This window comes from Pelagibius sp. Alg239-R121 (genome assembly GCF_947331435.1).
In the GTDB taxonomy this organism is placed as follows: domain Bacteria; phylum Pseudomonadota; class Alphaproteobacteria; order Kiloniellales; family Kiloniellaceae; genus Denitrobaculum.
Genome location: NZ_CAMZOF010000011.1, coordinates 151669 through 177876 on the forward strand (window position 1 = coordinate 151669; position 26208 = coordinate 177876).

At 59.8% G+C, this 26208-nt stretch carries 24 protein-coding genes; 21 read left to right on the forward strand and 3 right to left on the reverse strand.

Annotation, left to right across the window (positions count from 1 at the left end; genetic code table 11):
• Window positions 1-50: 50 nt before the first annotated feature.
• The 8 genes from QMZ18_RS30240 to QMZ18_RS30275 all read left to right on the forward strand — a co-directional run bounded on the left by QMZ18_RS30240 (window position 51) and on the right by QMZ18_RS30275 (window position 8640).
• Entirely contained in the window at window positions 51-1592 is a 1542-nt protein-coding gene (locus tag QMZ18_RS30240; protein WP_282610140.1) for an ABC transporter substrate-binding protein, read from the forward strand.
• 117 nt (window positions 1593-1709) lie between these two features.
• Window positions 1710-2705: a dihydroxyacetone kinase subunit DhaK gene (locus tag QMZ18_RS30245; RefSeq protein WP_282610141.1), complete on the forward strand. Its 996-nt coding sequence runs from the start codon at window positions 1710-1712 to the stop codon at window positions 2703-2705.
• A 2-nt stretch (window positions 2706-2707) separates the two neighbouring features.
• A complete protein-coding gene (locus QMZ18_RS30250) occupies window positions 2708-3328 on the forward strand; it encodes a dihydroxyacetone kinase subunit L (protein WP_282610142.1) in 621 nt (206 codons plus the stop codon).
• Window positions 3329-3332: 4 nt separating this feature from the next.
• Complete coding sequence (locus QMZ18_RS30255; protein WP_282610143.1) at window positions 3333-4355, forward strand: thiamine pyrophosphate-dependent dehydrogenase E1 component subunit alpha; 1023 nt, start codon at window positions 3333-3335, stop codon at window positions 4353-4355.
• A complete protein-coding gene (locus QMZ18_RS30260) occupies window positions 4352-5335 on the forward strand; it encodes an alpha-ketoacid dehydrogenase subunit beta (RefSeq protein ID WP_282610144.1) in 984 nt (327 codons plus the stop codon). The genes QMZ18_RS30255 and QMZ18_RS30260 overlap by 4 nt, the downstream gene beginning before the upstream one ends.
• On the forward strand, window positions 5332-6645 hold the full coding sequence (locus QMZ18_RS30265) for an acetoin dehydrogenase dihydrolipoyllysine-residue acetyltransferase subunit (RefSeq protein ID WP_282610145.1): 1314 nt from the start codon (window positions 5332-5334) through the stop codon (window positions 6643-6645). Before QMZ18_RS30260 ends, QMZ18_RS30265 begins: the two co-directional genes overlap by 4 nt.
• A 14-nt stretch (window positions 6646-6659) precedes the next feature.
• Window positions 6660-8171 carry a ribulokinase gene (locus QMZ18_RS30270; RefSeq protein ID WP_282610146.1) on the forward strand — a complete coding sequence of 504 codons (1512 nt, stop codon included), beginning with the start codon at window positions 6660-6662 and terminating at the stop codon, window positions 8169-8171.
• A 22-nt stretch (window positions 8172-8193) separates the two neighbouring features.
• Window positions 8194-8640 carry an RbsD/FucU family protein gene (locus QMZ18_RS30275; RefSeq protein ID WP_282610147.1) on the forward strand — a complete coding sequence of 149 codons (447 nt, stop codon included), beginning with the start codon at window positions 8194-8196 and terminating at the stop codon, window positions 8638-8640.
• Window positions 8641-8671: 31 nt separating this feature from the next.
• Here the strand turns inward: QMZ18_RS30275 and QMZ18_RS30280 are convergent, their stop codons facing one another.
• Window positions 8672-9310, reverse strand: a complete 639-nt coding sequence (locus QMZ18_RS30280) for a LysE family translocator (RefSeq protein ID WP_282610148.1) — start codon at window positions 9308-9310, stop codon at window positions 8672-8674.
• Window positions 9311-9512: 202 nt separating this feature from the next.
• Between QMZ18_RS30280 and QMZ18_RS30285 the strand changes: the two genes are divergently transcribed.
• From QMZ18_RS30285 to QMZ18_RS30315, 7 genes are all read left to right on the forward strand, one after another.
• On the forward strand, window positions 9513-10592 hold the full coding sequence (locus QMZ18_RS30285; protein WP_282610149.1) for a Zn-dependent alcohol dehydrogenase: 1080 nt from the start codon (window positions 9513-9515) through the stop codon (window positions 10590-10592).
• Between the two features lie 30 nt (window positions 10593-10622).
• A complete protein-coding gene (locus tag QMZ18_RS30290; protein ID WP_282610150.1) occupies window positions 10623-11807 on the forward strand; it encodes a mandelate racemase/muconate lactonizing enzyme family protein in 1185 nt (394 codons plus the stop codon).
• Between the two features lie 45 nt (window positions 11808-11852).
• A complete protein-coding gene (locus tag QMZ18_RS30295; RefSeq protein ID WP_282610151.1) occupies window positions 11853-12827 on the forward strand; it encodes an NAD(P)-dependent oxidoreductase in 975 nt (324 codons plus the stop codon).
• 80 nt (window positions 12828-12907) lie between these two features.
• Complete coding sequence (locus QMZ18_RS30300; RefSeq protein WP_282610152.1) at window positions 12908-14437, forward strand: aldehyde dehydrogenase family protein; 1530 nt, start codon at window positions 12908-12910, stop codon at window positions 14435-14437.
• A gap of 114 nt (window positions 14438-14551) precedes the next feature.
• Window positions 14552-15082, forward strand: a complete 531-nt coding sequence (locus QMZ18_RS30305; protein WP_282610153.1) for a GrpB family protein — start codon at window positions 14552-14554, stop codon at window positions 15080-15082.
• 225 nt (window positions 15083-15307) lie between these two features.
• Window positions 15308-16264, forward strand: coding sequence for a phytanoyl-CoA dioxygenase family protein (locus QMZ18_RS30310; RefSeq protein WP_282610154.1), 957 nt, complete (start codon window positions 15308-15310; stop codon window positions 16262-16264).
• A 159-nt stretch (window positions 16265-16423) separates the two neighbouring features.
• The gene (locus QMZ18_RS30315) at window positions 16424-17317 is read left to right on the forward strand and encodes a DMT family transporter (RefSeq protein ID WP_282610155.1); all 894 of its coding nucleotides are present in this window, start codon (window positions 16424-16426) and stop codon (window positions 17315-17317) included.
• 91 nt (window positions 17318-17408) lie between these two features.
• Here the strand turns inward: QMZ18_RS30315 and QMZ18_RS30320 are convergent, their stop codons facing one another.
• Window positions 17409-18230 carry a hypothetical protein gene (locus QMZ18_RS30320; RefSeq protein WP_282610156.1) on the reverse strand — a complete coding sequence of 274 codons (822 nt, stop codon included), beginning with the start codon at window positions 18228-18230 and terminating at the stop codon, window positions 17409-17411.
• Between the two features lie 311 nt (window positions 18231-18541).
• Between QMZ18_RS30320 and QMZ18_RS30325 the strand changes: the two genes are divergently transcribed.
• Window positions 18542-19099 (forward strand): DUF1439 domain-containing protein, encoded by a 558-nt coding sequence (locus tag QMZ18_RS30325; RefSeq protein WP_282610157.1) that lies wholly within the window; start codon window positions 18542-18544, stop codon window positions 19097-19099.
• A gap of 316 nt (window positions 19100-19415) precedes the next feature.
• Here QMZ18_RS30325 and QMZ18_RS30330 read toward each other — a convergent pair whose 3' ends face one another.
• A complete protein-coding gene (locus QMZ18_RS30330) occupies window positions 19416-20180 on the reverse strand; it encodes a LuxR family transcriptional regulator (RefSeq protein WP_282610158.1) in 765 nt (254 codons plus the stop codon).
• Between the two features lie 109 nt (window positions 20181-20289).
• Between QMZ18_RS30330 and QMZ18_RS30335 the strand changes: the two genes are divergently transcribed.
• The 5 genes from QMZ18_RS30335 to QMZ18_RS30355 are packed head-to-tail and all read left to right on the forward strand — an operon-like array spanning window position 20290 to window position 25892.
• Window positions 20290-21522, forward strand: coding sequence for an ABC transporter substrate-binding protein (locus QMZ18_RS30335; protein ID WP_282610159.1), 1233 nt, complete (start codon window positions 20290-20292; stop codon window positions 21520-21522).
• A 53-nt stretch (window positions 21523-21575) separates the two neighbouring features.
• The gene (locus QMZ18_RS30340) at window positions 21576-22331 is read left to right on the forward strand and encodes an ABC transporter ATP-binding protein (protein ID WP_282610160.1); all 756 of its coding nucleotides are present in this window, start codon (window positions 21576-21578) and stop codon (window positions 22329-22331) included.
• Window positions 22328-23125: an ABC transporter ATP-binding protein gene (locus QMZ18_RS30345; protein ID WP_282610161.1), complete on the forward strand. Its 798-nt coding sequence runs from the start codon at window positions 22328-22330 to the stop codon at window positions 23123-23125. Before QMZ18_RS30340 ends, QMZ18_RS30345 begins: the two co-directional genes overlap by 4 nt.
• Window positions 23122-24012, forward strand: coding sequence for a branched-chain amino acid ABC transporter permease (locus QMZ18_RS30350; RefSeq protein WP_282610162.1), 891 nt, complete (start codon window positions 23122-23124; stop codon window positions 24010-24012). The genes QMZ18_RS30345 and QMZ18_RS30350 overlap by 4 nt, the downstream gene beginning before the upstream one ends.
• Window positions 24012-25892, forward strand: coding sequence for an alpha/beta fold hydrolase (locus tag QMZ18_RS30355; RefSeq protein WP_282610163.1), 1881 nt, complete (start codon window positions 24012-24014; stop codon window positions 25890-25892). The genes QMZ18_RS30350 and QMZ18_RS30355 overlap by 1 nt, the downstream gene beginning before the upstream one ends.
• Window positions 25893-26208: the final 316 nt, after the last annotated feature.

The following is a 26208-nucleotide window of genomic DNA, read 5'->3' on the forward strand; positions in this document are numbered from 1 at the left end:
ATTGAGCTGACGTTACGCATCGGATTAGCCAATAAAGGGAGGAACAGATAATGAGTATTTTCAGCGGTTTTACGCGCCGGAAGTTCATGAAGGGCGTCGCGGCCAGTGCCTTGGCTGCGTCATCGGCACCCTCGATTATCCGACCCGCCTCTGCGGCCACTGCCGTGCCGCCGGGCAAGAAGCTGTTTAAAGATATCAAGCTTAAATACTTTCAGGACTCCAACTGGCTGCACGCCCCCATGTGGCTGTCGCCCCTGTTAGAGAAAGAAGCCGGTGTCGGCATCGAAAGCCGGGAAATGTATGATGGTGGCGACGCGGTCGCAAAGATCCTGCCGCAGTTGCTGACCAAGCGTCCGCGTTTCGACTTCGTGCAGTATCCGTCGCTCTACTTCGGGGCCCTGGCCGAGACCGGGCAGCTCGAACCTCTGGATGACTACTTCGCCCAGTACGAAGGCAGCCAGGATTACCTGGACTGGGTCATGCCCGCCTACCGCGAGTTCTACACCAAGTGGGACGGCAAGACCTACGGCACCATGCTGGATGGCGACATCCATATCCTGCATTACCGCAAAAGCCATTTCGAAAATCCGGAATTGCAGAAAAAGTTTTCGGGCCGTTTCCAGCGCGAACTGGATGTGCCGAAGACCTGGGACGAGTTCCTTCAGGCCACGCAGTTCTTCACCGAGGAACTTTCGAGTCAGGGAATCTATGGCACCTCCATGGTGGTCAACCCGCCGGCTTTCGGCTGGGGTTTCTGGATGGATATCGCCGCCTCCGCCGGGGTGAACTACTTCGACGAAAACATGCATCCGGTGATCAACCAGGGCAAAGCCGCCGAGGCGTTGGATATCTACAAGGAGATCATCAAATTCGGGCCTCCGGGCGCAGAAGCCATGGATATCGGCACGACCATCCAGCGCTGGCAGTCGGGTTCCGACGTCATGTCGGTCTGGTGGATCGATCTCGCCGAGTTCACGGTCCAGCAGCAGGGTCCCGAAAAAGCCGAGGACCAGCGGGCGGATATCGTGCCCGGCTGGCGGAACGACGACGGCTCCATTACCAACCGGGCGATCTCGCTCTGGTGCCGGACCGCATCGATCCCGAAAAATCTGCCGCAGGACGTCAAAGACGCCGCCTTCTACTTCATCTACCGCATGTCGCACCCGGATTACTCCAACGACATCGTGGCGGACGAATATTGCGGTTCGGATCCCTTCGGCAAAACCCATTACGGCGACGCCGCGGCACAGAAGTATCTGGAGGCCAATCCGCAACGCGGCACCAGCGATCTCTGGCAGACCAACTCGGGGATCTTCAAGAACTTCGAGACCGCCAAGAACCATCTGGACGCAGGCCTCAAGAACGTCGAGGTCGGCTATCCGCAGTTCTTCTGGGAAGGCGCGCCGGAATATGCCGACGCTCTGGGCCGGAACATCTCGAAGTCCATTTCAGGCGAGCTGACCTCGCAGCAGGCGCTCGACGAGGCCGCCGAGGAATGGGTGAAGATCGTCCAACGCCTGGGCATCGACAGCCAGAAGAGGCAGTACAAGAACTTCCTCGATGGCGCGCGCGAGCTTGGCTACAAGATCTGACGCGAAAAAGGGGGAGGTTCCGGCCTCCCCCAATTCCATTTCTTAAGCTGTCATCCAAAACTTGAAGGCCAAATACCAGCGCTCATTGGTATAGATATTTGAAGAGGGCACTGTGTCATGAAAAAGATCCTGAACGCTCCGCAAGACTACGTTGACGAGATGCTGGACGGGATGTGCACAGCCCATCCTGAATTCTACGCGCAGCCGGAACGGCGCGTGATCGCACGCAGCGGCGGCGCAACCCAAGGCAAAGTCGGCATCGTAACCGGCGGCGGCTCGGGCCACCTGCCGATCTTCACCGGTTACGTCGGCAAGGGACTGCTGGACGCTGCCGCCATCGGCGATGTCTTTGCCTCCCCTTCCGCCGAACAGATGGCGGGCGCCATGCGCCATGCGAACGGCGGTGCTGGTATCCTGCGCCTCTACGGCAACTACGGCGGTGACGTCATGAACTTCGACATGGCGGGTGAAACCGTGGAGCTGGAGGACGACATTGAGTCCACGACCGTCCTGTTGGCTGACGACGTGGTCTCGGCCCCGCCAGAGGAAGCCGAAAAACGCCGTGGTGTCGCGGGAATGGTCTACGCCTTCAAAACCGCAGGCGCGAAAGCCGAAGAAATGGCGGATCTGGCGAACGTAACCCGGATCGCTCAAAAGACTGCAGACGCCTGCCGTTCGATCGGCATGGCGCTCACTCCCTGCACGGTACCCCAGGCAGGCAAGCCTACCTTTACTCTCGGCGAAGACGAGATGGAAATGGGCATGGGCATTCACGGCGAACCGGGCATATGGCGCGACAAGCTGAAACCCGCCGATGCCATCACCGGTGAGATGATCGAACGCCTGCTGGCCGATATGCCGCTGTCCTCCGGCGACCGAGTTTCGATCCTGGTCAACTCTCTCGGCGCAACGCCCGACGAAGAACTCTACATCATGTATCGCCACGCCAAGATGCAGTTGGAGGCAGCCGGCGCAAGTATCGTCATGCCGCTGGTCGGCCGCTACGCGACCTCCATGGAGATGACCGGCGCAACCATCACGCTCTGCAAGCTCGATGATGAACTGGAAGCCTTACTCAAGGCACCCGCGGACTGTGCGTTCTGGCGTGTCTGACCATGACAGGCATCTCGCGCGCTCATCTCCAGATCGCCCTTGAACGCCTTGCCGCTGCCGGTGCGTCCGCGCATGACGAATTAAACGCACAGGACGGCAAGCTGGGCGACGGCGATCTTGGCATCACGGTGGCGCGCGGCTGGCGTGAAGCCGCGGATGGGGCGACAGAGCTGCCGGACGACGTCGGCATGGCCTTCCTCGCCTGCTCGAAAGCTTTTCAGCGAGTCTCCTCCTCGTCCTTCGGGACGCTGATTGCGACCGGTCTGATGTCCGCGGCCAAGGCCTGCAAAGGCCGGAGCGACATTCCTTTTTCTGAATCCTCCGCTCTGCTCGAAGGCGCCATCGAGGCCATGCTCAAACGCGGCAAGGGCGCGCTCGGCGACAAGACCGTCATCGACATGCTGGAGGAAATCAGGCTCGCGACGGCCGGCAAGGCGGATCCGCAGGAGATATTGACCGCCACCGATGCCGCCGCCACGAAAGCGCTCGAGCGATTCCGAGACCAGCCCTCAAAACTGGGACGGGCCCGCATGTTCGGCGAGAAATCCATCGGCCTCGACGACCCGGGCATGCTGGCCCTGCGGCGCATGATCGATGGCCTGACCGGCAAAATGGAGAGTTAGAGGCGTGAACGACGCTCCCCGCAACAGCCGCAGCACAGAGTACTACCGGCAACTGCTGCGGGTTCGCACCTTTGAGGAACGGGTCGGCGAACTCTTCGTGCGCGGCGGCACGGCGGGCTCCATGCTGCATCTCTCCATCGGCGAGGAAGCCGCGGCGGTCGGTGTGACCGCGCACATGGGCGACGGCGACAGTTTCACCACCCACCATCGTGGTCACGGCATCTTCCTGGCGCGGGGTGCCGACCCCAACCGCATGATGGCGGAGATCGCCGGGGCTGAAAGCGGCTACTGCGCCGGCAAGGGCGGCTCCATGCACATCGCCGACCGTGAACTCGGACATCTGGGCGCCAATGCCATCGTCGGCGGCGGGATTCCCGCCGTGATCGGCGCCGGTCTCTCGGCCCGGCACTTCAAAAGCAACGCAGTCTCGGTCGCCTTCTTCGGCGACGGCGCCGCACAGCAGGGCGTGCTCTACGAGAGCATGAACATGGCCGCGCTCTGGTCCCTGCCCTGCCTTTTCGTCTGCATCAACAATCAATACGGCATGGGTACCAAGATCGACCGCTCCGCGGCGCGCACCGAATTCGAAGACCGTGCCACCGCCTTCGGACTGCGTGGTGCCCGGGCGGACGGCGGCGATGTCGAAAAGGTCGCAGAGGTTGCCGGTGAGCTGATCGAAGCGGCAAGGGCAGGCGCAGCCGGTTTTCTTGTCGTGGACTGCTATCGCTTTCACGGCCATGCCCGCATGGATAAATCACCCTATCGCGACGACGCAGAAGAAACCGAGGGACGCAAGACCGACCCTCTGGCCTTACAACGCAGGCGCCTGATCGAAGACGCTCTACTTTCGGAAAGCCAGTGCGACGAGATAGCTGAGTCCGTGACCGAAGAAATGGATGCTGCCGTGGATTTCGCGATCAAAGGCCGGCAACCTGCGCAAGATGCATTGTTCCAGGACGTTTACGCACCCGGCCAACCTGCACCGGAACCGGTCGATCAGCGGATCGCCAAGGTGTTGGCGGAATGAGTGAGCCTATCGAATTCACCTACCGGGATGCCCTGCGCTTGGCGCTGCGCGACGCCATGACGGCAGACTCCAGTATCATCGTCATCGGGGAAGAGGTCGGTCTGTATGGCGGGGCCTACGGTGTGACCAAAGGCCTGATCGACGACTTCGGTCCGGAACGCCTGATCGATACGCCCATCTCCGAAGCCGGACTCGTCGGTGCGGCGGTGGGTGCGGCCATGACCGGCCTTCGGCCTGTAGCGGAGTTGATGTATGTCGACTTCATCGGTCTCGCCATGGATCAGATCGCCAATCAGGCTGCGAAAATCCGTTACATGTTCGGCGGCCAGATCGGCGTGCCCATGCTCCTGCGGACTCAGGGCGGGACCGGCCGCTCGGGTGCGGCGCAGCACTCACAGTCACTGGAAGCCTGGATTATGCATACGCCGGGGCTCCGGCTCGCCATGCCCGCCACGGTCACCGATGCCTACGTTCTATTGCGCCATGCGCTGACACTGCCGGATCCCACCGTCTTTATCGAACACAAGGCGCTTTATACGCAAAAGGGAATACTTGATCGCGAGCAACCGGCCGACTGGGGCCAAGCAAAAGTCTTACGCGCAGGCAGTGACCTCACCATCGTCACCTATTCGCGTATGGTTCATTTCGCTCTGGAAGCCGCCGGCTCGCTCGCGGACGACGGTATCGACGCCGAGGTCATCGACCTGCGCACACTCAACCCTCTCGACCGTGAAACCATCGTCGCCTCGGTTGCCAAGACCGGACGGGCGCTCGTGGTCACCGAGGACACCTTGACGGCAGGCGTCTCTGCCGAAATTGCCGCGATCCTGCAGGAAGAAGCCTTCGACTGGCTCGAAGAACCGGTCATCCGTCTGGCCGGCGAAGATATCCCGATCCCGGTGGCACCGGAGCTCGAGGCGGGTTCGATCCCCTCCCCCGCACGGATAATCTCCACCGCCAGAAAGCTGATGCGCCGATGAGCAGGTATCTCATCATGCCGCGCCTGGGCGAAACCATGGAAGAGGGCACGCTGCAGAAATGGCTGGTCCAACCCGGGCAACCCTATAAACGGGGCGAAACCATTGCCGAGATCGAGACGGACAAGACAGTCGTCGAGTTCCCGGCGCTGGAAGATGGCAGGATCCTGGCCTATCTCGCACAGGAAGGCGAAGTTGTCGCCGTCGGAAACCGGCTCGCCGAACTGGAGGGCGGCGAAGGCGAAGATGGAATTGCCGGCGGACGAGAGCGCGAAGCTTCGGACCAGGAGCCCGCTGCTACAATCTCCTCGTCGGTCATCTCCCTTCGCAAAGCTCCTTCTTCCTGTGTCCTGGACGAGAAGATCGCGGCATCACCGGCAGCGCGGCGCCTGGCACAGCGCTCGAGTCTCGACCTCGCAAGCTTGACAGGCAGCGGCCGGCGCGGGCGCGTTCAGCAAGAAGATGTTCTGAAGGCCCTGGACAAGGACGGTGTTGGAGACACTGAAGTAGGGGACACTGCAGTAGAGTCCGGCATGGACGACGACCATCGGCTCTATGCCAAGGAGCTAGGCCCGGCGAGCGCAGAAACAATCGTGTTCCTGCATGGCTTTGCGGGCGATGCGGACGCCTGGGTCAATATCCAACTCCCGCTTTCACGGGGAATGCACACGATCGCTTTTGACCTGCCGGGCCATGCGCGCTCCCTCGAGCATCCGGGCATCGGCGGCGTGTCGGCAATGGCTCAAGCGGTAAAGGAAGCACTGGAACAGCGGCAACTCGGCCGGGTCCATCTGGTCGGGCATTCAATGGGGGGTGCCGTCGCGCTATCCCTCGCCCTGCAGGACCGGTCGCGCATTAAATCGCTGACTTTGCTGGCGCCGGCGGGCTTGAGCACCGACGTCAATCACCGGCTGCTGCGGCGCTTCGCGAAAACCCGCAGCCACGAAGTCATCTCCATCATCCTTGAGCAGCTCATCGGCTGGCGCAGCCGCCTGCCCCGGAACCTCGCAGATCTGATCGTCGAACAGCGCAGCGATCCACGGATTACGGAAAAACTCGAGGAGATCCTGGAAACGCTGGTCGTAGGTGACAAGCAGAAGGTTCTTCCACTTGACGAGGTCAATGCCTTGCCTATCCCGATCCGATTGATCTGGGGCAGCCGGGATTCGACGGTGCCGATCGAACAGGCCGAAGCACTTTGGTCCGCTTCCCTCTACCGTTTCGAAGGCATCGGCCATCTGCCGCACATGGAAATACCGCAGGAAGTCATCGCCCTGATCCGTCAGGCTTGTTGTAAACCAATGCAGGACTAGGACACATAAGCTCCATGGCTGGCCAATACTTCATAGGAATAGACGGCGGCACCGAATCCCTGAGGGCCGGCGTATTCGATAGCGGCGGTACACCGCTTGCCTTCGCCGCGACCCCCTACGAAACAAAGTTCCCCAGACCGGGACAGGCCGAACAGAATCCCGCGGACTGGTGGGCGGCGGTCGGCAGATCGGTGCGTAAAGCGGTGTCCGACAGCGGCATTTCAGCAGACGACATCGCCGCCCTCTGTGTCGACACCACCTGCTGCTCAGTGGTGGCTTTGGACGAAAACGGTGATGCCGTTCGACCGGCGCTGATCTGGATGGACGTGCGCGCCGCCAAGGAAGCCGACCGTGTTGCCGGTAGCGGCGACCCCGCACTGCGCATCAATTCAGACGGCAAGGGCCCAGTATCCGCGGAATGGATGATCCCCAAGGCTTTGTGGCTGAAGGAAAACGAGCCCGGCAATTTCGACCGCGCCACGACCATCTGCGAGTATCAGGATTACCTCAACTTCCACCTCACCGGCCGGCGGGTTGCCTCCATCAACAACGTCGCGGTTCGCTGGCATTACCTCTCCGAGCACGGTGGATTCCAGCCAAGCCTTCTCGCCAAACTTGGCCTGGACGCTCTGCTGGAAAAATGGCCGCAGGAAGTCCTGCCGCTCGGTGAAATTCTTGGCGGCCTGACAGCCAAAGCGTCGGAACATCTCGGGCTTCCTAAGGGCCTTCCAGTTGCGCAGGGCGGCGCGGATGCCTTCATCGCGATGATCGGCCTCGGTGTCGTTAAGCCCGGCAAGATGGCCTTCATCACCGGGTCTTCGCACCTGCATCTCGGTCTGGCCGACCACGCCTTTCACGGTCAGGGAATCTGGGGCACCTACGCCGACGCACTGCTGCCGGGCTACCACGTGGTCGAAGGCGGGCAGACCTCGACCGGCTCCATCGTCGCCTGGCTGAAACGTCTGCTCGATCCCGCCACGACCTTCGATCAGCTCAACGAAGAGGCGGCCGGTTTGCCGCCCGGATCCGACGGGCTGATCGTCCAGGATCATTTCCAGGGCAACCGGACACCCCATACAGATCCGCTGTCACGCGGTGCGGTGTCCGGCCTTACTCTCAGTCACGGCCGTGGGCACCTCTTCCGGGCGATCCTGGAGGGCATCGCCTATGGCACGGAACTGATCCTGGAAACCCAGCGCGCGGGCGGCTACCGGCCCGACGAACTGGTGATTGCGGGCGGAGTGACTAACTCCGACCTCTGGATGCAGATCCATGCCGACGTTTCGGGCTTGCCACTGACAGTCACGCGCGTGGCTGACGCACCAGCCCTGGGCTGCGCCATTCTGGCGGCCACGGCGAGTGGAAGCTTTTCAAGCATCGCCGAGGCCAGCGATGCCATGGTCCATGTCGCACGCCGGGTTGAACCCGATATGGCCGCACACGAGGCTTACCGGCCCTTCTATGAAGCCTACCGGCGGGCGTATGAGGCGAATAAGACACTGCTCGGACCCTTGACAGAATCGTAACCGATAAGAATCGGGAGCAAACATGCTGAAAACCATCCCTTCGATCATTTCCGCAGACCTGCTGTGGGTGCTGCGCGCCATGGGGCACGGCGATGTCCTGACACTGGCAGACCGGAACTTCCCCGCCGCCACGGTCGCGAAGGAAACCACCACTGGCCGGCTGGTCCAGTTGAACGGCGTCGATGACACCGAAGCCGCCAAAGCGATCCTGCAGCTCTATCCGCTGGACAGCTTCATCGACACGCCGGTGTATCGCATGGAGGTAGTCGATAAACCGGACGAGCTGCTGGAGGTTCATCAGGACATCCAGGCCGCCTGCGATGCCGCCGAAGGACGGGAGATCCAGATGGGGTCGATTGAGCGCTTCGCTTTTTACGAGGCTGCCAAGAAGAGCTTTGCCGTGGTGCAGACCACCGAAGACCGGCCCTATGGCTGTTTCCTGCTCACCAAGGGCGTGGTTTTCGATTGATGAGCAGGTGAGCGGAAACGGCAGAACCGCTCTACACTCGTCGGACAGCGGCAGTCAGAAGTCCGGCACCGATCATAAATCCGCCGCCGAAACGGTTGGCCAGCTTTAACGTACGGGGTTTGCGGAAACCGGCCCGCATCGCACCCGCCGCCAGAGCCCAGATGGCGGAGGAAACGGTTGCGAGAACCAGAAAGGTCGCGCCGAGGATCACGAATTGGGGCAGTACCGGCTGCGCGGGCGCGACAAACTGCGGCAAGAAGGCGATGAAGAATACAATGCTCTTGGGGTTGAGGGCGGTCACGACATAGGCCGACCAGAACATGGATCGCCTGTCTTTGACGCCCAGTTCAGTCTCCGGCAACGCATCGCCTGGCTGCTCGAGTCTCGGTTCCGCACGCCAGAGCTTGATCCCGAGCCAGATCAAATAAGCGGCGCCGACATACTTCAGGATCGCAAAGAGGGTTGCCGAGGCAGCCAATACAGCACCGGCACCAGCCAGCGAAATGGTCATAGCCGTGAAGTCACCCAGTGCCACCCCCGGTACGGTCGCCCAGGCCGTGCGTTTGCCGTGCCCCAACGCGTAGCTGAACACCAGCATGACGGTTGGTCCCGGCACGACCAACAAGACGATACTGGTCAGGGAAAAGGCGAACCAAAGCTCCAGCGGCATCTCCAAAACTCCTCCAATCCGAATTGATCCGACTAAAGACAGCTTTCCGAACAAACGGCAAGCCCGAACACCGGCACCGCCATCAAGGATAGAAAGCCACAAATAATTATTGGGCTCAGCCCGCATTTCATTCGTTTGATTTTCGAATCCGCTTCGCGGACACTTTGCCTCCAGTCATTCCGTCGATCAGGAGATCATCAGCGTGAAAGCCGCCGTTTGCCGGACGTTCGGAGAACCGCTCGTCATCGAAGACATCGAAATCGCCGCTCCGCAGGCCGGTGAAATCAAGGTTAAACTCGCCGCCTGTGCCATTTGTCACAGCGATATCTTCTATGCCGAGGGCGCCTGGGGCGGCGATCTGCCCGCAGTCTATGGCCACGAAGCCTCAGGGGTTGTGGAAGCCGTCGGCAGTGGCGTGAGCACGGTTGCGCCCGGCGACCACGTGGTGGTGACCTTGATCCGCTCCTGCGGCCATTGCCACTACTGCTCTCAAGGTGCGCTGGTCGCCTGCGAAACGAGCTTTCCACTGGACGAAGACTCGCCCTTGAAGACGGCGCACGGCGAAGACCTGGTCCATGGGATGCGAACCGGTGCCTTTGCCGAACATGTCGTGGTCGATGCTTCGCAGGTCGTTCCGATTCCCAAGGACGTTCCGCTCGAATCCGCATCGCTGCTGGCCTGTGGTGTCATCACCGGATTGGGTGCCGTGGTGAACACAGCCAAGGTCCGACCCGGCGCGAACGTCGTGGTTATCGGCACCGGCGGCGTCGGCCTGAACGCAGTGCAGGGCGCCGCGCTCTGTGGGGCAACGGAGATCATCGCCGTCGATCTCGCCGACGACAAACTCGAAGCCGCCATCAAGTTCGGCGCAACCTCCACAATCAACCCGACCCGGGAAGACGTCGCGGAAGCCGTACGGGCCCGGACCGGCGGGCGCGGTGCCGACTATGTGTTCGTAACGGTGGGCGCCAAGGCGGCATTTGATCAGTCCTACGGGCTCATCTGCCCGACCGGGACGGTGGTTCTGGTCGGCATGCCGGCGACCGGGGTCATGTCGGAGATCGATCCGGGCAGCATTGCAGCCTATGGCCAGAACATTATGGGCTCCAAAATGGGTTCGGCCCAGATCCAGGTCGATATCCCCAATCTGGTCACGCTCTATAAACAGGGCCGGCTGAAACTCGATGAACTGATTACCGGCCGTTATGCGTTGGATGAGATCAACGAAGCCATCGACTCCGTCAAGCGCGGCGAAGCCCTTCGCAACGTGATCCTCTTTTAGCGAAAAATCGGCCTGAAAGGCGAAGCGCTCATGAAAATCACCGACGTCAGAACTTTTGTGGTCGGCAACCCGCCGCCGCATTTCGGCGGCAAATATTTCATCTTTCTGAAACTGACGACCGACAGCGGCATTACCGGCGTCGGTGAGGTCTACACTGCGACCTTCGGTCCCCACGTGGTCGCGAAGATGATCGAGGACGTCTGTGAACGCCATGTGATCGGCACCGACCCCTTCAAGATCGAGAAGCTGTGGCGCAACGTCTATGGCGCCGGCTACACCCTGCGGCCCGACGTTTCGGCCATGGGCGTGCTCAGCGGCATCGAGATGGCCTGCTGGGACATTGTCGGCAAGGAACTGAATAAACCAGTCTACGAGCTTCTGGGCGGCCAGGTGCACGAACGGCTGCGTTCCTACACCTATCTCTATCCCGGAGAAGGCGAGACCGCGGACTTCTATCACGACGCGGACCGCTCAGCCGAACGTGCCGCCGAATATGTCGCTCAGGGTTTTACCGCCGTCAAGTTCGACCCGGCCGGCGCCTACACGGTCTACGACGGTCATCAGCCGAGCCTGGAAGACATCGCCCGCTCGGTCGAGTTCGTGAAAAAAATCCGCGAAGCCGTCGGCACCAAGGCCGATATGCTGTTTGGGACGCACGGCCAGTTCACCACTTCGGGCGCCATCCGCCTGGCCCGGCAGCTAGAGCCGTACGACCCGCTATGGTTCGAAGAGCCGACCCCGCCGGAGAACCCCGCCGAAATGGCCCGGGTCGCGCGCCAGACGTCGATCCCCATCGCCACCGGTGAGCGCCTGACCACCAAATACGAATTCGCCCGCGTGCTGGAACACCAGGCCGCCTCGATTCTGCAGATGGCGCTCGGACGGGTCGGCGGCATCCTGGAAGCCAAGAAGATCGCAGGCATGGCCGAAACCTATTACGCCCAGATTGCGCCGCACCTTTACTGCGGCCCCATCGAAGGCGCAGCCAACATTCAGATCAGCGCCTGCACCCCCAACTTCCTGATCCTGGAGAGCATCCAGACCTGGGGCGGCTTTCACACTGAGATCCTGAAAAAACCGATCCAATGGGAGGACGGCTACGTCATTCCCCCCAGCGATCCCGGTCTCGGCGTCGAGTTGAATGAAGACGTCGCCCTGGCCCATCCCTACGAGGGCAAGGCCCTGCACCTGGAAATGTCGGAAACACCTGCCTGAATTTAGCGTACAGCGCCCGCAGGTTCTTTTTATAGGAGATACGAAATGAAAATCGGATTTATCGGTCTCGGCAACGTCGGGGGGAAACTCGCAGGAAGTGTGCTGCGCAATGGCTTCGACCTTACCGTCCGCGATCTGGATCGCGCCGCCGCACAGCCCTTTCTCGACCAAGGTGCCCATTGGGCGGAGAGTCCCAAGGCCATGGCCGAATCTGTCGACATGGTCATCACCTGCCTGCCGTCTCCCGCCATCTGTTCGGCAGTCATGGAAGCTGAAGACGGCATCCTGGCAGGTTTGTCCGAAGGCAAGATCTGGGCGGAGATGTCCACCACGGACGAGAGCGAAGTACGCCGCATTGCCGAGCTGGTGAAAGCCAAGGGTGCGGAGCCGATCGACTGTCCGGTTTCGGGAGGCTGCCACCGTGCGGCGACCGGCAACATCGCGATCTTCGCAGGCTGTGCACGCCCGACCTTCGAGCGGGCTCTGCCGATCCTCACGGTCCTGGGCCGCCGTGTGCTGCACACCGGCGACATCGGATCGGCCTCCACTCTCAAGGTCATGACGAACTACCTGGCGACCGCCAATCTGGTCACACTTGCCGAAGCTCTGGTGACCTCCAAGGCGGCCGGCATGGACCTCAACACCACCTACGAGGCAATCCGGATATCATCGGGCAACTCCTTCGTCCACGAAACCGAGAGTCAGGTAATTCTGAACGGTTCGCGCGACATCAATTTCACCATGGATCTCGTGGTCAAGGACATCTCCCTGTTTCAGGAAATCGCCGAACGCGCCGGCGTGCCGCTCGAAGTCTCGCCGGTTCTGATCGACATCTTCAAGGATGGCGAAAAACGCTATGGCTCTCGCGAGCTGTCGCCCAACATCGTCCGTCGCCTTGAAGACGCCACCGGGCTCGACATCCGTGCGCCGGGCTTCCCGCCGGAGATGACCGACGACGAGCCTGAGGAACGCGGCTACGAAGTCCAGGTCAAGGGACGCACGGTCGCCGCCGCAGAGTAACAGTCGCGAAGTAGCAGACTTGGATTAACCGACTGCGCCGCCGCAGTATCGGTCTCTGTCGACATAACGAAGGTGAAGAAGTGATATCACACACGGCCCTGGCTATGGCTCTGCCATCACCTCTGACTCACGAGGATTGGAAACAGCGGGCGGCGGGCATCAAGCACAAGGCCCGGCTGTTCATCGATGGCGACAGCGTGAATGCCGCGGACGGCCGTTGTTTCGAGTCCATCAATCCCGCAAACAACGTTCCTGTCTGCAGCATTGCCCGCGGCGGCGCGGCAGATGTCGATCTGGCCGTCGGCGCGGCGAAGCGGGCCTTTCGCTCGGGCATCTGGTCGCGCATTGCACCCCGCGAGCGACTGGAAACGCTCTATCGTTTTGCCGACCTGATCGAACGCGAGGCCACCGAGCTGAGCCTTCTGGACTCGGTCGAGATGGGGAAACCCGTCTCTGACATGATGACGATCGATATCCCGGAGATCGTGAAGACTCTGCGCTACTTCGCCGAGGCCATCGATAAGGTCGAGGGCACAACCACCGCGACGGAATCCGATGTCCTGCACTACACGCTTCGCCAGCCACTGGGTGTCGTTGGCGCCATATCGCCCTGGAACTACCCGCTGCTTATGGCAATGTGGAAAGTGGCACCGGCCCTCGCCGCCGGAAACACCGCGGTTCTAAAACCCTCCGAAGCCGCCTCGCTCTCCTGCCTGCGGGCAGCAGAACTCTTCGTCGAGGCGGGCGGGCCGCCGGGTGTCTTCAATGTCGTCAGCGGCTACGGAACCGAGGCGGGCGAAGCGCTTGCCCTGCATATGGATGTCTCCAAGATCAGCTTCACCGGTTCCACGGCGGTCGGGCGCAAAATGCTTGCCTATGCCGGTCAGTCAAACCTCAAAAAAGTCGGTCTGGAATGCGGCGGCAAAAGCCCGCAGATCTTCTGCAGGGACCTGGCCGACCTGGACCGCGCCGTCACCTCCGCCATCGACGGCATTTTTGCCAACATGGGTGAGGTCTGCAATGCGGGCTCGCGCCTGCTGGTCGAACGGCCGATCTACGCGGACTTTCTGGCGCGTTTTGCCGAACTCGCTGAGGGTGCCTATCAACCCGGCGATCCCTTGGACCCTGCCACGACGCTCGGTCCCCTCGTCGATCGAAATGCGCAAGTACGTGTCCAGGCCGCCATCGAGGCCGCCGGACAGGCCGGCGCGCGCGCGATCTACCGCGGCACCGTTCCGGATCACCTCGCAGATGGCGCCTATATCGCACCGACCGCCTTTGCCGATGTGCGCAACGACATGAGCCTGGCACGCGACGAGATCTTCGGCCCGGTCGCAGCCATCATCCCTTTCGACGATCCTGATGAGGCGCTAGCCATTGCCAATGACAGCGTTTACGGCCTGGCCGCCGGTCTCTGGACTCAGGACCTCTCTCTCGCCCATCGCCTGGTGAAGGAAATCGAAGCGGGTGTTGTCTGGGTCAACAGCTTCAACGACGGCGACATGACCCAGCCTTTCGGCGGCTGGAAGCAATCGGGCAACTCCCGTGACAAATGCTTCGAGAGCCTGCTGGAGTACACCCAGATTAAGTCGGCCTGGTTCCGGATTTAGGTTTGCAGGACTTGAATTGGCCGAAATTGGGCTGGCCGGAAGGAGGACTTTCGGATCTTCGAAACGGTCGATAGGATCAACTTCGCGCTGAAACAGCAGAGTGCATGGTGATCAATGCTTACACCCTTCGAAGTTCAGCTCGAACCGCATGATCTACACTGGTCACGTCGCGCGCTTGACGAGACGGCCAAGCTGAAAGCGGCAATCGGCGAAAACCTGCTGAGGGTTCATCACGTCGGCTCGACTTCGATTCCCGGGATCATGGCAAAACCGATCATCGACCTCCTGCCCATTGTTGCAGATTTGGAGTTACTGGATGGGAACAAGGAAAAGCTATCCCTGCTCGGATATGAATGGAAGGGTGAACTCGGGCTGCCCGGGCGCCGCTATTGTTTCAAGAATGACCCGGTGAGCGGCAAACGTCTGCTTCAACTGCACTGCTATCAAATCGGCTCCCCGGAAATCACCAGACATCTGGCCTTTCGCGACTACCTGATCGAAAACCCCGAAATCGCACAGGCTTACGAAGCTGAAAAGCTGCGCTGCCAGACCCTTCATCGTAACGACCATCACGCCTATGGCACTTGCAAGAGCAACTGGATCGACAGCGTTGAAGCGGATGCGCTGTCGCACTACGCAAGGTGACTCCTGTCATGACGCTAAAGGGTTGACGAAACCGGGTTTCTGCTCAGCCGTGCGCCGCATTTGAGGCATCATAGCAACCTCTTTGCGTTTTTGCCGAAACCGGCGCCGACTTGTGCGCAGTTATCGGCGAAAGAACCGTGCAGGGTTGCGGTTTTTGCGCTGGAATGACCCTTGGCTACACAAAGTTCTTAAATTCCGAAATTACAAATTTTCTGGAATTCGGTAATGCTGTCCCTGGACCAAATCCAGTTCTTCGAAGACAACGGTTATCTCGTTGCAGACGGCCTGCTCGACCAGCAAGGCTGTATCCGTCCGGTCGTGGAGGAATACGAGGCACTGCTTGACCGGCTCTGCAGGGACTGGCACCGCAGTGGCGCGCTTTGCGCCCTCGACAGTGCATCCAGTTTTCAGGACAAGATCGTCGCGAGCTACGAAGCTGGCTGCGATTACTTCCAGCCGATGGATATTTCCCTGCCGACAGGACCGTTCGACGAAGACACGCCAATGCATTGCGGACCGGCAATTTTCAATCTGATGACGTCACCGGATATGCTGGACGCCGTCGAAGCCCTGATCGGTCCCGAAATCACCAGCAATCCAATCCAGCATGTGCGTATCAAGCCGCCGCAGAAACTGTTGAACAACGACGAAATCCGCGCGCATATCACCTCAACTGATTGGCACCAGGATCGAGCGGTCGCCCGCCCAGAAGCAGACCGGACGCAGATGGTTACCGCATGGTGCGCCATCACTGAAGCCGACGAAGAGAACGGTTGCCTGCGGGTCGTGGCCGGCAGCCACCGCAAGGAGATGCAGGTTCACTGCCCAAGCCCCCAGGTGGGCATACCTGCGAGACTGATCGATCAAGACAGGGTTGTTTCACTTCCGGTTCAGAGCGGCGGCGTCATTTTCTTTCATCCCTTGACCATTCATGGCTCTCTTCCGAACCGCAGCAAGCGGTTGCGTTGGAGTTTCGATCTGCGTTTCAATCGCACCGGCGAGCCGACCGGACGCCCGCAGTTCCCGGATTTTGTAGCCCGTAGCCGGATCGCGCCGGGTCAAACCCTGCGGGACCCGGCTCAGTGGGCCGCAATGTGGCGGGATGCCCACGCGCGATTGGCCGGTGCCAGCAAGCCGGAAATGTACCATCGCTGGACCGGCGACCATCCCTACTGTGCCTGAACACCCCTATTGCACCTGAATCGGAAAGCGATTGCTCAAGGGCATTTCACTGAATCACCGTACGTGCTAAGGAGCCGAAGAGTCTTTTCCAATCAATTGGAATCGGCTCTGAAAGCTTCCCGTTCAGCGCGGCGTGACTGCCGTCCATTCAGATCGATCATGCCGAGACAAATATCTATCTCTCCGCGCGTCCAGGGGCTGCTGCTGATGGCGCTCGCCGCGGCTCTGATTGCCGTCACATCGCTGCTGGCCAAGGCGCTCGGCAAGGGTCTTGGCGGGTCCGAGCTGCATCCGGTTCAGGTCTCGGCCGGGCGCTTCTGCTTCGCTTTCCTGACCCTGATGCCTTTTCTCCTTTGGTGCCGGCCGGGCTTTCACGGCGCGCCCTGGCCCACACATATCGGAAGGTCGTTTTTCGGCTGGATCGGTGTCAGCTTCCTCTTTGCCGCGGCCGCGCAAATGCCGCTGGCCGACGCCAACGCCATCAGCTTCCTCAGCCCGATGGTCACCATGGCACTGTCCATCCCGTTCCTGGGAGAGAAGGTGGGCCCAAAACGCTGGGGCGCAGCGGCACTGGCGCTGTTCGGTGCGCTGGTATTGACCCGGCCGGGTACGGAAGCCTTTCAGCCGGCCGCAATCCTCGCCCTGCTTTCGGCTTTCTTTATGGGTGTCGAAGTTATCTTCATCAAAAAACTGAGCAACGGTGAGCCACCCTTGCGCATACTGGCCATCAACAACGGCATCGGCGCCGGTATCTCAATCCTCGTCGCGGCTTTTTTCTGGCGAGAGCCAAGCCTGCTCCAATGGCAGCTGCTGATCGCCCTCGGCATAACCATGGTCACTGCGCAGTTTTGTTTTATCCAATCGATGAAACGCGCCGATGCCAGCTTTGTGGTGCCGTTACTCTATGCAACTCCGGTGTTCGCAGCGGCCTATGATTTTGCTTTGTTCGGTCAGCCGCTTTCAGCGCTAAGTGCCGCAGGTATCGCCTTGATTATCACCGGCGCCCTGATCCTGGTTCGGCGGGAACGTGCGGCAAAGCTGCGCGCGAAGTGAGTTCCGCTCTCGGACCACTAGGTGAGAAGGTAATTCACAGGCTTTGACGGAACCACAGAGTGGCACCGACAAAACCCGATCCGCTCCAGCCTTACATCAGCATCAGCTTATCGTTCAGCGCGAGCCACCCTGAGGGTTCGCGCATGATCGCCGCAGTGTCGTACTTGCCGAACAGCCGGGTGAAGCCGCGCTTGGTGAAGATCTCGTACATGATGGCGCTTGCAGGGCCTTGCGGCTTGCCCGCGCCGCCGCCAAACGCGCTGGAGATCTGGGTTTCCACATGGGCGCGCCAGTGCACTTCAATGGCAGTGCGCGCAATCAGCTTACCCAGAGTGAGTTTGATCCCCAGCTTAGCGATCGCGGTCGCCGCACCGGTTGCAATGCCGAGGCCTGCGACCGGAATCACCGCCCCGGCAAGATCCACCCCTCGCACACCAATTTTGGCAGCTTTAGCTTTCTGGATGGCCGAGATCCAGCCGGTCACCGTCTCGCTCTTGCGGAAACCCTGGCCGGCCGCATTTACACCGACCATGTGGGCTGTCGTCGTGCCAATAGCACTGCCGTGCTGGATCGCGCTGAGCACATCAACCTGTGTGACCGAGCTGCCAAGGCCGCCAGCAATACCGACCGCGGCGCCGCCCAGGCTCTTGAAGCCACGATTCCGCAGATAACGCTTCGTCTTTGGCGACTGACCTTCATGGCCGTTGGAAACGAAATAGGGGTTGGGAACCAGCTTATCCGCGTAGTCGTCATCGTACATACCGGTACCGCTGGTTGACTTCAGCAGATGGATCAATTTGGCCACAGCCACCGCGCCAGAGCCGCCGGCTTCGGCAATCAACTCGATGACGGTCCAGATAAATTCCTCGGCATCATCCTTACCGAGATCGTTGGTCGAAACAGCTAACGCCATAATACTCATCCCCTGTGAGTTATCTTCCGGCCAAAACACCGAGAGTGCCGGATTCGCGAGACTCTATCGCAAGCTGTATACGCGGTCTTGGTAGTATTTCCAAGGGGTGGGGTACTGACGGCTGGCTTTCGGTTCGCAGAGTCGCTCTTTACCCCTCCCTGTGACTGACGCTGCTGTAACATTGGTCTTGCACACCGAGATTGCTTTGACGGCTCGACGGCTGACATTCCCGGTGACCGCAGAGAAAAACCCGCTCCACTTGCATGGCGATTCCGATATGATAACCGCTGTTTTGGAAGGTATTTTGGGGAATGTCGTTGCCTAGAATTGCTGTCACTGTTGTCGTGGTGTTGGCGATTGCCGCCGGCACCTATTTCTTTTTCTCGGGCAAGGAGTACAGATTCCGCTTCACTGAAGATCAATTGCAGGAGAAGTTGGCAAAAAAACTGCCCTTCACGAAGACCTACCTCCTCTTCTTCGAAGTCACGCTCGATAATCCGCGGATAACACTTACAGAGGGTTCGAGCCGAGTACAGGCGGGATTAGACCTGGGCCTGAATATCCAGATCGGCGGGCAGCCGAAACCGCTCGGTGGCGCGGTCGATGCATCGGGCATCCCGTCCTATGTGCCGGAGGCAGGCGCGTTTTATCTGACCGATCCGGTGATTGAAAATTTAGGGGTGCAGGGAATACCGGCCAAATACGCCACCAAGGTCAAGAATGTTCTGACCAAAGCCTTGGCGGCCTACTACGCAGAGCACCCGATCCTCACTCTGAAGGAAACGAGCGTTAAGCAATCGGCGGTTCAGCTAGTGCTCAAAAGCGTGGTTGTCGAAAACGGGAAACTGGTGATCACACTGGGGTTGTGATGCACAAAACCACCTGATGGGTTCTGTCGTAAAGTCTTTCAGGGCCATAGAATGTCGTGGGCTATGCGAGCCAAATTCATACTCTCCATAGTGGGTAGAAGAAATTTTGCGGCAGGACCAGTGAAAATCGAACACAGTGAATTTGATTGGCCTGGCGTGTCGTTTGCCTATTGCCTACTGCATTGGAATTTGGAGTCGATGCGCGACTCGAAAGCTCAGGCGTAGCGTGAAAAGCGCGATACTGCAGCAATCCGGGCGGGGCCACATCCCGCGTTGCAGAAGCTGTCAATCCGGTTGATTGCGTCGCCCCATTCTATCAAATCAGTCCAGCGCGGATCGCTTTGATCGCAGCGTGGTGACGGTTGCTTGCTTCGAGTTTCCGGATGGCTTTGTTGAGGTGATAGTTCACCGTCGCCGGAGAGATCGAAATGGTTTCCGCGATGGCATTTGTCGTCATACCTTCGGCAGTCCATTTCAGGCACTCGATCTCTCGCGCGGAGAGCCTGACATCTTCATGATCGTCCGTATCATCGCTGAGCAGACGCATGACGCGATCGTGGGCGTGAATTGCGGAAACATAGATATCGCCCCCAGCGCCCTTGACCGCATCGGTCAAGTGACCGTCTCGCGAGGCAACGACCGAGAAAACCCCTACGTCCCCATCAGGCCCCGCGATAGGAATTGAATAGCCGCAGGCGATGTTGAAGGTCCGTCCTTCGTGAAACACACGGCGCTGGTCCTTGCGGAAGGGCCGCAGGAAGCTTCCGCTATCCCAGAAGAACGGCAGACGTGACCGGCCGGCGATCAGCGCGACCGGATCATAGTGCTTGTAGAGCTTATGTTGATACCGTGTGCACCATTCAGGCGCGTAGTTCGTGATTAGTACGTCACTACCGGACTTTGCCAATCCCTCACCGGGGCGAACCAGAAGATAGGAGAAGAAAGGCAGGCCAAGGTCCGCGGCGACCTCCGCCAGGGAGTCTCCGACGGCGTCCAGATTGCCGCAAGCATCCAGCGACTTCTCAGATATGTTCCAAAGGCTGTAAATCTTACTCCCTCCCTTAGTGGAAAACCCTATCACGAGATTGCTGTTTAGGACAGACAGGCTTCAAACTAACAGAACTGCTAGTGTACTTGGCTCCGGCATTCATGCTCCCTTAACTGAAACAAAATCATCGGGGAGGTTTGGCATGCAAAAGATACCTGTGGCGCTGTTGGTCTACATTGCACTGGCGCCTGGCTTGGCGGTGCCTGCCGCCGCGGATCAGGTCAAAATCGGCCTGCTCGCGCCCTTGACCGGCCCCTCGGCCGCAGATGGTGATGAATTCGTTAAAGGCGTCGAGTGGGCGATCGAGGAAGCCAACGCCAAAGGCGGCGTCGCAGGGCACACCTTCGAAGTGGTGGTGGCCGATGTGAAAGACCATTCCGCCGCCAACGTCTCCAGCGCCGCCGAGCGTTTGCTGGGCACAAACGGCGTCGAGGTGATCCTGACCGGCTATGCCAGCCTTTCGATGTTTGAAGTCGATTTGATGGCCGAAGCGGATATGCCATATCTGGCCGCTGGTCCGTCGCCGTCCTTCGCCGCTATCGTCTCACCTGCGCCGGAGGATTACTGGTGCTGCTGGTCCTACACGGCGTCTTTCAAAGGTTACGAGACCGATGTGCGCCCGGCTGTCGAGGCCCTCGCCGCACGGGGTGAAATCTCCTTGCGAGACAAATCGGTGGCAATCATTTCGTCGGACAATGCCTATTCCCGCACGATTTCCGAAGGCATGAAACTGTCATTTGAAGAGGGCGGCTGGAAGATCGTCGTGGACGAGTTGGTGCCCTTTGGCGAGGTCGGCGACTGGCGGGCCATTCTGGCAAAGGTGCGTGAAACCTCGCCGGATCTGGTTATCAACACTGATTATCTGCCGGGAAACTCGGCGTTGTTCCTAAACCAGTTCCTGGAATCGCCGACCAACAGTCTGGTGTTCCTGCAGTATGCGCCTTCGGTCCCGGAGTTTGTAAAACTGACGGGTAAGAACTCAAGCGGCGTCCTTTACAATCTCATCACCGCGCCGCTCGACACGCCGGGCTGGCCCCGGGGGCAGCAGCTGATGGGCGCCTATAAAGACAGATATGGGGCTGATTCAGGAACCTACGGAGTCAGTCTCTACGAAATGACCAACATGTATTTCGAAGCCTTGGAAAAGGTCGGCGACCCAACCGATCACAAGGCAATCGGGGCCGCGATCGGTGCAATCAAGCGTGAGACGGTAGCCGGTTTCCACGAGTTCGACCCGGCCACCCACGTGGCATTACAAAGCAACAATCACGTCCCGGTCTCCTTCTGGCAGATTCAGGATGGCAATCGCGTGCTGATCGAACCCGAGAAGTTCTCCAACGGCGCATTCGTCCTGCCGTCTTGGATGTCGAAGTAATCTTTGGCCGCCGTCCCGCATAGGGGCGTCGGTATTGCCGGGCGGATGCAGCGATGACACTTTCGGATCTGGAATCATCCAGGACAATTCTCGCCGTTTCCGGATTGACCAAGACGTTCGGTGCGCTCAAAGCCGTGGACGACATCAGTTTCGATGTCGCGCCTGGCGAGATTCTAGGTATTGCCGGGCCTAATGGCAGCGGCAAGAGCACTTTGTTCAACGCAATTACGCGCATACCTTTTTCCGCTACGGCGGGAGTTGTGTTGTTCGAGGGACAAGAGGTTCATCACCTGTTGCCCCACGATATTGCCACGGCCGGCATTGCCCGAACCTTTCAACGTGAAAGCGTCTTCCCCTCGCTCAGTGCCATCGACAATGTACTGACCGCAATCGAGCAGACACGCCGCGGTGGCTCGTTCCAACGCAATGTAGTGCTTGCGGAACAGGCGCTGGACGTCGTCGGCTTTCCGGCCACGTTGCACAACTGGCGCGCCGCCGAGCTGCCGATCTTTTTGCGCAAGCTGGTCATGATCGGATCCGCGATGGCGCTGGACCCCAAGATCCTGCTGCTGGACGAACCGGCATCGAGCCTGACGCCCGAGGAGATCGAGCGGATGCGGGCGTTGATCGCCAATCTCAAGGCAATGAACGTCACGATCCTGCTGATCGAACACGTGCTGCCTTTGCTGACCAGTGTCTCCGACCGCCTGATGGTGATGGATCAGGGGCGCATCATTGCAATGGGTGCACCGGACGCGGTGATCCGCGACCCGAATGTGGTCGAAGCCTACCTGGGCGTAGCCATATGAGCACGCCTCTGTTGGAACTGCGTGGCCTATCGGGCGGATATCAGCCGATCCAGATTTTTCAGAACGTCGACCTCACAGTTGAGCAGGGTGCCTCGATCGGATTTTTCGGGCCGAACGGTCACGGCAAGACGACACTGATGAAAACCATAAGCGGTGTCCTGGAGCCCTGGCGGGGCGACGTGATTTTTGAAGGCCAGCGCCTGAACCGCGCCAAGGCCCGCGGCAGCCGCCGGTGGCGCAACTTCAACTACGACGTCGTGACGCCGAGGCGGATGGATCCCAAAACCGTGGCGCGTGCAGGACTGATCCACGTGCCGCAAGGCAATCTGTTATTTCCGGAGATGACGGTGGAAGAGACCCTATCCATCGCACCCCTCGTCGCGGCGGAACGGCATCAGTCGTCTGCTCACGAGTCTGCATTGCACGAAAAGGTTGGCGCGCTCTTTCCCCGGCTGCAGGAACGGCGCAACCATAAGAACCGGTTTCTTTCGGGCGGCGAGCGTCAGATGGTTTCAATTGCCGCCGGCTTGCTGGCCGATCCAAAACTTCTGATCCTGGACGAACCTACTCTGGGACTGTCACCCAAGCTGCGGCTCGAGCTTTGCGAAGCCATCAAGACGATCCGCGCGGCAGGCGTGCCACTCATCGTGATCGATCAGGATATCGGGTTCCTGACGGAGCTGATCGACGTGCTCTATCTGTTTGATCACGGCAGCATATCACGTCGTCTGGAACGTGCTGAGATTCCTTCACACGATCAACTGATGGCCATGCTGTTTGGCGAGGCGGTATGATAAGTCTCGACACCATTCTGATCGTAACATCAGGCGGCCTGGTCCTTGGAGCAATCTATGCGCTGATGGCATCGGGTTTGGCAGTCGTGTGGACGACACTGGGAATCTTCAACTTCGCTCATGGCGCATTTATCGCCGCCGGTGCCTACATCGGCTGGCAAATCGCGCACGCCGATGCCTCTGGCCTGGGCCTTGTGGCGGGCACTTTGGGCACGCTGCTCGCAATGTTTGTTTTCGGAGTCCTGTTCCACATCGCACTGGTGCGGCCCTTTGAACGGAGGGCGAACATCGTCGCTGCCTCGGTCATCACGACCCTCGCGGGCGCGACGGTGATAGAGAATGTCATCAACCTGATATGGGGACCGAGATCCAAGCAGATCGGACGCATGCTGGATGGTGATTTCTCGTTGGGCCCGATTGCTTTGTCGATGAACGATCTGGCGTTGGTCGTCATTGTCGTCGCCACCCTGGGCTTGGTTGGCTGGTTTCTCGGCGCTACAAGGACCGGGCGTTCGATGCGGGCGGTCGCTCAGAATCGCGAAGCAGCCGAGCTGATGGGATTGGATGTACCGCGGCTTTACGCGGCCGCCTTCGGCCTCTCTGCGGCCATGGCCGGGCTCGCGGGTATCTTCATCGGCTCGATCCGCTTCATGACGCCGACCATGGGCGCGGATCCCTTGATGAAGGCGCTGATTGTCGTAATCTTCGGCGGCGTCGCGCGCTTCACCAGTCCGATCTACGCGGCCCTGATCATCGGCATGGTTGAGGCCTTTTCGACCTATTTCGTCGGCCTCTATTGGACGCCTGCTGTTCTGTTCGCTCTAATGATGGTCGTGCTGGTTTTGAAACCTGCGGGCCTGTTCGGCAAGCATCAGAGGACGCTCTGATGCGCTATGATCCACCCTTTCACCGTTCGAACGGACTGACTCCGGCGATTGCCGCGATCGTCGTTCTGGCCGTTTTCCCATTGATATTCGAGGCGAGTTACCTTCGCCATCTGATGATCCTGGCTTTCGTTTTTGCTGTCGTGGCGGCGAGCTGGGATCTCAGCCTAGGCTATGGCGGGTTGTTCAATTTCGCCCATGTCGCGCTTTTCGCCGTCGGTATCTACACCTATGGCATCCTGGCGAAAACCTTCGGACTGAATCCGTGGCTGGCCGTGCTGGCCGCCGGGCCCGTGGCGATGATCTTCGCCGCAGCAGTGGCACTGCCGGTCCTGCGTCTCGACGGAATCTACGTGATCCTGGTAACAATCGCCTTCTCACAGCTGATCTATCAGATCATCATCAGCCAGTCGCAGATTACGGGCGGCACCTCCGGCATGGTGACGCTGCCTCCGCTCTCAGTTGATGGCTATCGTTTCGTCAAGGACGGCAAGATCGGTTATTACTACACAGGACTTGTGCTGCTGGTCGCGGCCTGCATCTTCCTGCACCTGACGGTGCGCTCGCGCGTCGGGAGGGCCATTGTGGCGCTGCGCGACAACAAATATTACGCCATCTCCCGAGGCGTTGCAGAGGGCCGAACCCGCCTACAAACACTCTGCGCCAGCGCGTTGTTCACCGGCATTGCAGGAGGATTTTACGGCTCTTACGTTCGCGTGGCCTCGCCGGATATCTTCGGACTTGGCTCGCTGGCACTGCTTCTCTCGATCCTGCTGGTCGGTGGGGCCGGCACCATCTGGGGACCGGTTATGGCGGCCTTCGCGATCACGCTACTGTCGGAGGCCATTGCCGATCTGGGAGCTTGGCGGAACATCATCACGGCACTTTTGATCATCGTCGTGATGGTTTTCTATCCCGGCGGCCTCTGGGGGCTGACACAGGAACTGCGCGAGGCCGCCGCTGTGGCTTTGTCGTCCCTGCGCGCACGCCGGCGCCGGCGTGTCTTGCGGATGGCCCGCGAAGAACGCTTGCGCACGGCAGAGCGGATGATTCGGACGCGTTACGGCGCAGTTGCCGTGGCCGATAGCGGCCCAGCGACGGGACAATCCGGTCCGCCGATATTGATGCTTCACGGAAACTCCGCCTGCAAGGAAGCTTTCCTGCATCAGTTCGCCGCATTTCGGGACAACCACCGCGTCATTGCCTTCGACCTACCGGGACACGGCGCGTCCGACAATGCGGACCCCGAAGAGACCTACAATGTGCCCGCCTATGCCGATGTGGCCGAGGATGTGCTAACCGAGCTGGAGGTCGAGTGTCCGGTGGTCCTTGGCTGGTCGCTGGGCGGTTACGTGGCCCTGGAACTCACTGCCCGCGCGCCATCCGCTTACGCCGGTCTGGCGATCACCGGGACTTCGCCCTTAAACGTTGTGCCCGACGATTTCGCGCGTGGTTACGACCCCGACTCCCACGTAGTACTGGCGGGCAAACAGTTTCTCACGCTGGCGGAACAGAAGCGTTTCGCCGGCTCCGCCACCGTGCCCCTTTCACCGGAAAGCGCATTCCTGCACGAAAATTTCGACCGAACCGACGGACGCACGCGATACTACATGATCACCAAACTGTCGGTCGTTGACTGGCCACGCCAGATGCGCATGCTGCGGGCTGGAGCTATTCCCTTCGCTGTGCTGAACGGAGCCGACGATCCATTCCTGGATCACGCCTACATCGCGGGTTTACCTTATGGCTCCTTATGGACCGGCGCCCCTTGCGATGTTGAGGAAGGCGCCCACGCGCCCTTCTTCAATCGTCCCGACGCCTTCAACACAGCGTTCAGTCGGTTTCTCCAGGAAGGCTGTTGTCAGAGGGAGTCGTCCCGATAAATCTACTCCAACCATATGACATAGAGTGGCCTCACGTGTTTTGCGGAACCACAAGGCGCGTCCGAAAAACATGATCCGCTTCGGTCCACGTCCTACTCCACAAACAATTCAAAAAAGAACGCCCTCTGAACAGCTGTAAAAATTCCAAAATGAAGCGTGAAACTGTACTGGCGGGATGGCGACAGTTGGCTGTCCGGGCTTTGTCTCAACCAACGAGCCCCTACGCTCTACGCCTTTAATCTGACAGCACCTCTTTTGTCGGCAGCTTATGCCAAACGCCGACATCTATTTTGAGCTTTTGTGGCTATCTGAAATC